The sequence below is a fragment of the Roseovarius sp. ZX-A-9 genome (genome assembly GCF_028369135.1).
Classification (GTDB): Bacteria; Pseudomonadota; Alphaproteobacteria; order Rhodobacterales; family Rhodobacteraceae; genus Roseovarius.
Genome location: NZ_JAPWHW010000050.1, coordinates 1 through 7988, shown reverse-complemented (window position 1 = coordinate 7988; position 7988 = coordinate 1). Strand labels below are relative to the sequence as shown.

General features: G+C 56.0%; 7 protein-coding genes. All 7 read right to left on the bottom strand.

Annotated features, from left to right (window positions below; all coding sequences use genetic code 11):
* Positions 1 to 193: 193 nt before the first annotated feature.
* A complete protein-coding gene (locus O3306_RS22145; RefSeq protein WP_272011560.1) occupies positions 194 to 1327 on the bottom strand; it encodes an aromatic ring-hydroxylating oxygenase subunit alpha in 1134 nt (377 codons plus the stop codon).
* The gene (locus O3306_RS22140; protein ID WP_272011558.1) at positions 1324 to 2355 is read right to left on the bottom strand and encodes a quaternary amine ABC transporter ATP-binding protein; all 1032 of its coding nucleotides are present in this window, start codon (positions 2353 to 2355) and stop codon (positions 1324 to 1326) included. The genes O3306_RS22145 and O3306_RS22140 overlap by 4 nt, the downstream gene beginning before the upstream one ends.
* Positions 2355 to 3221, bottom strand: a complete 867-nt coding sequence (locus O3306_RS22135) for an ABC transporter permease (protein ID WP_272011556.1) — start codon at positions 3219 to 3221, stop codon at positions 2355 to 2357. Before O3306_RS22135 ends, O3306_RS22140 begins: the two co-directional genes overlap by 1 nt.
* Before the next feature lie 67 nt (positions 3222 to 3288).
* A complete protein-coding gene (locus tag O3306_RS22130; protein WP_272011554.1) occupies positions 3289 to 4227 on the bottom strand; it encodes a glycine betaine ABC transporter substrate-binding protein in 939 nt (312 codons plus the stop codon).
* 90 nt (positions 4228 to 4317) lie between these two features.
* Entirely contained in the window at positions 4318 to 6312 is a 1995-nt protein-coding gene (locus O3306_RS22125) for a metallophosphoesterase family protein (protein ID WP_272011552.1), read from the bottom strand.
* The gene (locus O3306_RS22120; protein WP_272011550.1) at positions 6309 to 7064 is read right to left on the bottom strand and encodes a GntR family transcriptional regulator; all 756 of its coding nucleotides are present in this window, start codon (positions 7062 to 7064) and stop codon (positions 6309 to 6311) included. Before O3306_RS22120 ends, O3306_RS22125 begins: the two co-directional genes overlap by 4 nt.
* 356 nt (positions 7065 to 7420) lie before the next feature.
* The gene (locus O3306_RS22115) at positions 7421 to 7588 is read right to left on the bottom strand and encodes a hypothetical protein (RefSeq protein ID WP_272011548.1); all 168 of its coding nucleotides are present in this window, start codon (positions 7586 to 7588) and stop codon (positions 7421 to 7423) included.
* Positions 7589 to 7988 lie beyond the last annotated feature (400 nt).

Genomic DNA, 7988 nt, shown 5'->3' with positions numbered 1-7988 from the left:
CCGTAACGGCGCAGGCGATGACCAACCGTGCCCAAGGCCCCCGGAACTGTCCGGGAATTACCGAAATCCCTGTCCGGAATTTACTGAAATCTGTGTCCGGGAATTTGCGAAACCCGCAATCCGCATTTTTGTAGCGACCGGATACTAAGTGACCTATCTGCCCACCCAACAAAGTTTCTTTTGACAGCTCCTTTCAATCTCCAGTCAAAGCCTTTCTATAAGCGGACAGTGTCAAGCGATTCACGAACATTGTTGCCTCTTCCTGATTGGTAACGTAGCGCGCGCGTGGCATACGCCCGCTGCGCAGACCCTCTTGCTGGATTTGGGTAGCGCCCTGATCTTCGGAAAAAGTCTGATCCCAAAGGTCGATCCAGCGTTTACCCATTTCAGTATCGCTACCCTTGCGCAGAAGGCAGTGCAAAAATTTCTTGGACGTTTCCGGCCCTGTCGGCATCGCCTGATGCAACAGCAAGAGGTCGTCTTGCCGCATGATCGTGGACCCTGGGTAGAACTGGAACGCCCGCTGTGACTGGGCTTTGAGCCGGCCAGGCTCAGCGGGGCGTGCGTCCGGAGAAAAGGAGAAGGTCATGCAGGTATCGAGTTCTTCGTAGGTGAAAGCCCCGATTTTGGTCTCAAAGGCATCTCCGAAGCTGGTCGAGTGAATCGTGGGGCAGTGATAGCATTCGGTATTGTTATCGTACCAAAGCTTCCAATTGGATTGGAAGTCGTAGTCGATCGTACGAACGAGATCGTAATTGTCGAGATAGAATTGCGGATCAGTTTCATACCCAATGCTTTTGGTATAGTCCGTAACCTTTGGGTGATGAGCGAGGAAAGGCATAGCCTCCGGGTCGGCGTTTACAAAAACCGCAGGGCCCCAGGTATCCACCGCGATCGGGAGCAAGGACATCTCGGACTTGTCAAAACCTGGCTCCTGCTTAGTATTCGGTGCACCACGCAGGCTGCCGTCAAGGTTATAGCTCCAGGCGTGGTAACGACATGTTAAGGTATTGCATTTGCCGGCTTCGGTCGCGACCGTGTAGCCGCGGTGGCGGCAGAGGTTCACGAAACCGCGCAGCACGTTGTCCCGCCCGCGGACCACCACCACCGGCACATCTCCGGCACGGCCCACGACCGTATCGCCCGGTTCGGTCAGCTGATGAACTGGCGCAAACAGCAGCCAACTCTTATTGTAGATATGCTTCATATCAAAGTCATAGATATCCGGATCAGAATAGAAATTTGCCGGAAACCCCCAACCCTGATCAAGATTGGTCTGCAGGTCGTCGAGATCGATGCTTGGTGCGGGCTTGAAGGGTTTGTTCATGGTCTTCCTCCTGATTGACCGGATATGGCGGCCACAATTTGCTGTGCGGTTACGGTGCCGCAGAGTTCATGGGTTACGTCGTCCAGCACAGACACCGGCCCCGTGGCACCGACGACCTTGCTCAACGCGAGTTCCAGCGTGTCGCTGCGGCGCAGATCGCTGGCATGCGGCACCGCGCCATTGGGCTTTTTCATGATAGCTGCCACTCGCAGGGCGCGGCCACGATTTACGTTGGATACAAACCGCTGGATGTAGTTATTGGAAGGCTGTAGGATGATCTCTTGTGCCGAACCAACCTGCACCAATTCGCCATCCTGAAGGATCGCAATCCTGTCACCGATCGCCAGCGCTTCGTCGAGATCATGTGTGATGAAGATGATCGTCTTGTTCAACTCGCGTTGCAGGTCGAGCAAGACGGTTTGCATGTCGTTGCGTATAAGAGGGTCCAGAGCTGAAAATGCCTCGTCCATCAACAGGATATCGGGATTGGTGGCGAGGCCACGGGCCAGGCCAACGCGTTGCTGCATGCCACCCGAAAGTTCATGGGGATAGCTGCCCTCATAGCCCTGCAGGCCGACCTTAGAGATCCATTTTCGAACAGAATCTTCACGTGCATTGCGAGCCTCACCGCGCACCTCTAACCCATAGGCAACATTATCCAGCACGGTGCGGTGCGGCATTAAGCCGAAGTTCTGAAAGACCATGCTGATCTTGGTTTGCCGCAGATGCTGCAATTCGCGAGGTGACAGCGACAGAATATCCTGCCCGTCGATGATGATCGCACCGGATGTCGGATCGATCAGCCGGTTGAAATGACGGATCAGCGTCGACTTCCCAGACCCCGACAAACCCATGATCACATGAATCTTACCCTCCGCCATGTCGAGCGAGACATTGCGAAGCCCAACGACATGATTGTGCTGCGCCTGGATATCCGACTTGGACAGGTCGCCATTAAGCAATGGCACAATGGATTTCGGATGTGCACCGAAGACCTTTGACACATTCTTGACCTCGATCTTGCTCATCACGTTTCCGATCGCTGGCTGATATGGCGCATCTGGCGTTTTCCGTAGGCCTGCGTGATCCGGTCAAAGATGATCGCCAGCGCAACAATCCCAATGCCGCCCACAACGCCTTTGCCAACATCCAGCCGCTGGATGCCCACAAGAACCTGTTCCCCCAAACCGCGCGCGCCGATCATCGAGGCAATCACGACCATGCCGAGCGCCATCATCGTGCACTGGTTGATCCCTGCCATGACATTGGGCATCGCGAGTGGAAACTGCACTTGCATGAGTTGCCGCAGCTTGCCAGTGCCAAACGCGGCCGAGGCTTCCATCACTTCCCGATCAATCAGGCGGATGCCCAAATTGGTCAACCGCGCCAGTGGCGGCACGGCGTAAATCACCGTTGCGATGATCGCGGGCACCTTGCCCAGACCGAACAACATCACCGCCGGCACCAGATACACGAAAGGCGGCACGGTCTGCATCGCGTCAAGAACAGGGGTCAGCACGCCCTGCAGCCGATTGCTTTGTGACATGAGGACGCCGAGCGGCAGGCCAATCACCACCGAGAGCAGAACGGCGACGATCATCAGGGCCATTGTTTGCATCGTCAGGTTCCACAGACCGAGCGAACCAACGAGGATCAAGCTAGAGCCGACGATGACCGGCAGTTTCCAGCCGCGGCTGGCATGCCAGCCAAGAGCGCAGAGCAAGATTGTGACACCCCACCAGGGTATCGTGAGCAGTGCCCATTCGATCCAGATCAAAATCGACAAAATGAAATCGGACACGACTTCGAACTGATCGCCATAACCAGTGATCAGCCAGTCGAGCGCTTCGTTGACCCACCTTTCCAGCGGCCATTCCAGTGATTTCGGGAACATGAGGCGATCTCCAGTGGGGTGGAAGCTCTACGGAACCTTTTAAGACGGCACCGTCGAGCAGTTGGTTTCAGAGTGCAGCCTTGACCTTGGCCGCAACATCTGCGGGCACCCATTGGCTCCAGGTAGCCTCTTGCGTCTTGAGAAAGTTCAGCGCGGCATCGTCACGATCCGCGCCTGGGTTTTCCTGCATATGCGCAAGCATTTGACTGATCTCTTTGGAGTTAGTCTTGAGACTGCGAAAGAACGTCTCGAGAGCGTCGGCCTGAGCCACAAAGTGCGCACTGCCGCCGACATGCGCTTCTGCGAGGGCAAAGGCGCAGGCATTCGCGTTCGAGTCGTCGCAAGCCGGTTCCTCTAGCTTGGCCATGTCATAGAGGCCCATGACCCAGGTCGGTTCCCAATAGTAGCCCACGATCGGTTTGCCCCGTTTATACGCCGAGGCGAAAGCCGCATCGAGCGCCGCGCCCGAACCTGGCTTAAAATTGGTGAAAGTTTCCAACAAGCTGTATGCCTCTAGCTTGATGTTGTTCGTCTGCTCACACCCCCAGCCGATCGGGCAGTTGAGAAACCGGCCCTTGCCAGGGGCTTCAGGGTCAGCGAACAGATCCTTGTATTTTGGCAAATCTTCCACAGATTTCAGATCTGCCGCCATCGCCTCGATTCCGCGCGAACTGTCGCCGTCGATGACATATCGCGGCACGTACCATCCTTCGGTTGCATCCGAGTAGATGACACCCAGATCGACCGCACCGGCGTCAAGGGTTTTTTCCCAAATCTCGACGTTGTTGGAGGGCCAGATATCCATGAAGATGTCCACGTCGTTCTTTTGTAACGCAGTGAACAGCGGAACCATCGCGCCTGTGACCATCTCGACGTGGCAGTCATAACCAGTTTCTATGATTTTCCCTGCGATCGAGTTGATCACCTGCACCGCATCCCAGTTGCCGTCCGCCAGTTTGACTGGTCGATCCAGTTCGCAGGCCGACGCAGTCATCGGCGCGGCCAATCCTGCCGCTAAGGCAACCATGGCCAGTTTGGTGTATGCCGAATTTTCCATGATGTATCTCCCCATTAGTTGTTTGTTGCGCTGGTTTGGCTAACCAGAGGCCTCGACAAGTAGAAGAGCTTCGGGATGCTGTGCCCCAAGCGTTGAAATTGGACCTGATTTCCGAGTATCGGGGTCATGCCAGATGGCGTTGGTAGGTTGTGTGTGCGTCTTGCCGCAAAGCTCCGTGGCCACCCCAAGCATCAGTGTCGTCCCATCCTCAGAGTGCAAGCTGTGGGCAGATCCCGGTTTCCAATTGCAGCCCGCAAGACGCGGCGCCAAAGCCGTCAGCATGCGCCCGGCGAGACGTGGATTGAACCTCCGGTCGACCAGACCTGTCCGGACGAAATATCCCCGGTCGGCATCTGCGAAAGTGTCCAGCACTACATGCGTATGGTTTGCGCCGGTGGCGGCCATCACTGCCTCGCCGATGCGCAGGGCATTGGCGCGGTCGTCGCGGAAATCGGCCCAAGGACTTCCTGTAGTAGATTTGACGTAAAGCACCGGAAGTTTGCCCGTTCTTTCTCCGAATTCGTCAAGGCGGACAATTGCGGGGTGCGGGTCGACCTCACGAGATATCGAAAAGACAAAGCCGTCGATGACAGCGCCTTGCGCAACGGCAAAATCTGCCAGCTCGTCCATCTCACCAAGGCTGAATCCATGGCTGATCAGGTGGTTGTAGCGCCCGCCCGACGTTTTGGCGGCATCCTTGCGGTTCACGCGCGACAGCAACAGCGGAACACCTGTCGCCTCTTTCAGCGCAAGAATTGCGGGCAGCAGGCTCTTGCGCTGGTCCCAGCTGATGACGACTTCCAGGCGGTCGATCAGACCGGCGTGATCCGTGAGCACCTGCGCGGTTGCGGAGTCCGGCAGGTCGTACATATACACGTGAAAACGATGGCCCAACGGGCGCAGAAGCGTCATCCGGCGGCGAACTTTGTCGTCCAACAGATCCTGTACCGGCACGCGCATTCCTGACAGGCCCATTTCCCACAACGCCATCACCGGATAATCGTTGCGAGCTGTCTTGCGGCGAAACTCGTCCACTGCGCCTGATGGTGCCACCGTCATCTCTTCGGCCCAGCTGTGCCGCATGTCCACGCTGACACGCGGCAAAGTCGTGCGTTTGACATGCGTGCGCGGGTAATTGGCTGGTTCCTCCAGCGCATCTTCGGCGAGGCAGCGCCCGTAAGTGCGGTGATAGTGCGCGACATGTCCCGTCTCGTAGATTTCCAGCGTCACGAAACCCAGTTTGGCGGCGTCATTTCGGCCGAACTGATCGCCGCCATCGATACGATACATCTCGGAGTAGTCGTGACGCACGAAGCAAGTAGACGGCATCACATACATTGCCGTTTCACCATACATATCGTACCAGAAGTTATGGACGTGCGCGCTGAACAGAGCCTCGGGCTTATGGCGCTCAATCAGGCCTAGCAGCCAGCTGCGCCCAGGCTCGTCGATATTGTCGTAGCTGGTCGGCTCGGCCGGGTCGGACACATAAAGTGGATAATGAATGAAGAAGAAGGTGCGCTGTCCCTGCGAACTGTGCAGATCCTCTTCGAGCCAGGATTTCTGCGTCGCCTCAGCGGGATCACCTGAGTTGATCAGTGAAGCATTGAGCACGACGAAATGCACGTCCTCATGATCGAAGCTGTAGAAATGCTTGCCGAAATGCTGCTCATAAATCGCGATGTTTTGGGCATTCACCATGCCTGCAGGCATCCAGTCCACAGGCTTGTCACCGATGTCATGGTTGCCGGGAACCAAATGCAGCGGAATGGACAGCGCCCCGGCGATTGAATGGAAATTTTTGGCCGCCTGCGTATAGCTTGGCAACTCCGGCACCGGGTTGATCATGTCCCCCATATGCACAGCGAAGGCCGCGTCACTTTGGGCGATCTGCGCAAAAACATGCCGCGCACGCGGATTCGCTTCGGCATTCGCTGGGTAAGGCGAGGCCGAGAAATCCTCGCGCTCGTTCACATGAGTGTCGGACACAAGCGCCACTTCAAACAATTTACGCCCCGCGGTCTGTCGGCTCATTTCTGGAATTCCTCATCTATAGTGATGTCGATCTCGAGATTCACGAAATCGCCCCTGTACTTGGTGTTGCCAACGTAGAGCACCGCGCCTTGGGCATCGGTGATCACCCGCTTCACGTCGCCGATGGCAGCGTTCACAGGCAGATCGAGATGCTCTGCCGTTTCCGGGTCGGCGGTCGTGAAAGAAATCGTTTGATGCATCCGCCCGCCAGCGATTTCAGGCGATTTTGCGAGAAGCGGGATGACCATCTCGCGGTCATAGCCCTCACGGTTTTGTAGATAGATATCCTTGCGCAGGTGAATATTGATCACCGCATAAGGTGTCGTATCCGTCATGTGGATTCGCCGCATGAAGTGATATGGCCCGCATAGCTTGCCGATTTTCGGATGGATCAGCGGCGTGAGCGGCACATCTGACGCGACCAAGACCTTTGCCCGCCTGCCTTTCAGGTGATCCAGCAGTGAGCGGAAGCTCGTGTCGAAATGCAATGAACGTGTGCTTGCCTCGATCGATTTGACGTAGGTGCCGCTGCCCTGCCGCCGCTCCACCAAGCCCTCCGCCTCAAGGACGGCCACGGCATTGCGGACCGTCACGATGGATACGCCAAACTCCTTTGCCAGCTTGGAAATAGCGGGTAATCTTTCGTTGGGCGCGTAGATACCTTGCAGGATATTCCGCCGTAACCCACCCGCAATTTGCAGGTATAGCGCACTGCGATCCCGCGCCTTGCGCGTGAATATTCTATTCTGCATTACGCCCTCCTATCTTATAGTCATCCTAATAATAGAATCTATTTTTTGTCAATCTCCGTTTCTGAATCTGGCACGGCTGAATGTAAAATGAGACTCGAACCTATCCGAAAAAGGAGAACCAATTCAGATCTCGCCACACGTCAGCTTTCGGAAACTGACTGTCTGGAGAGGACGTCGCAAGTTGGAGTGGATTGGGAGCAATTGCTTGCGAAATTTTGTTTCTACTGCGAGCTGCTGACGCAGCATACGTGCCGGCACTACGAGTCCAGACTCATCTCCGCCGGATTGCCGGCAGCCCCCATAAACTATCAAGCTCTTGCCAATGCCCTATATCTCTCACGGCCCAAGACGATTCATCAACTCACGGTCGCGCCGGAATGCCTGATAGAAGAGAATGTCGCCGCCCGCCCGTTGATCGCAGCGCTCGCGATCAGAAAAGCGGAATGCGGCTTGACACGTTGTTCTTTAGGGAAGGTGATGTAGGCCAAGACGTCGCGCTCTACGTCACCCATGATGTTGGCCACCTTCGGCACCTCTGATCTGATCGAGCCTCCGACAGCGCTCCATTGGGTGCTCGCCGCCTCTGCGGTGTGGACCGATATCTACGTGGGTAATCTACATCCAACCGGGAAAAGCTGCAGCAGAACACTTAAGTCGAGCGATACCATCGCACGGTCCGACATAAGTAACTGGACTTTACATCTTCAAGTGCATCGGCGAGGCGCAACAGATTTCCATCGAGAGGCTCGGCTCCAACAACAACGCGCGCCTTGACATGGGCAGCGACGAATTGACATCCGCCTGGCAACTGAAAATGGCCGCGTAAATCCTACAACCAAGCCCCAGTAACAATGGGGGATACCCTAACACCCCAGTTGCTCATACTGGATTCTTAAACTGATCTGACCAACTCATCTATGCAAG

What these genes read in the sequence shown, in the direction of transcription:
- O3306_RS22145 (WP_272011560.1), bottom strand. Translation starts at nt 1,327, where the DNA reads ATGAACAAACCCTTCAAGCCCGCACCAAGCATCGATCTCGACGACCTG.
- O3306_RS22140 (WP_272011558.1), bottom strand. Translation starts at nt 2,355, where the DNA reads ATGAGCAAGATCGAGGTCAAGAATGTGTCAAAGGTCTTCGGTGCACAT.
- O3306_RS22135 (WP_272011556.1), bottom strand. Translation starts at nt 3,221, where the DNA reads ATGTTCCCGAAATCACTGGAATGGCCGCTGGAAAGGTGGGTCAACGAA.
- O3306_RS22125 (WP_272011552.1), bottom strand. Translation starts at nt 6,312, where the DNA reads ATGAGCCGACAGACCGCGGGGCGTAAATTGTTTGAAGTGGCGCTTGTG.
- O3306_RS22120 (WP_272011550.1), bottom strand. Translation starts at nt 7,064, where the DNA reads ATGCAGAATAGAATATTCACGCGCAAGGCGCGGGATCGCAGTGCGCTA.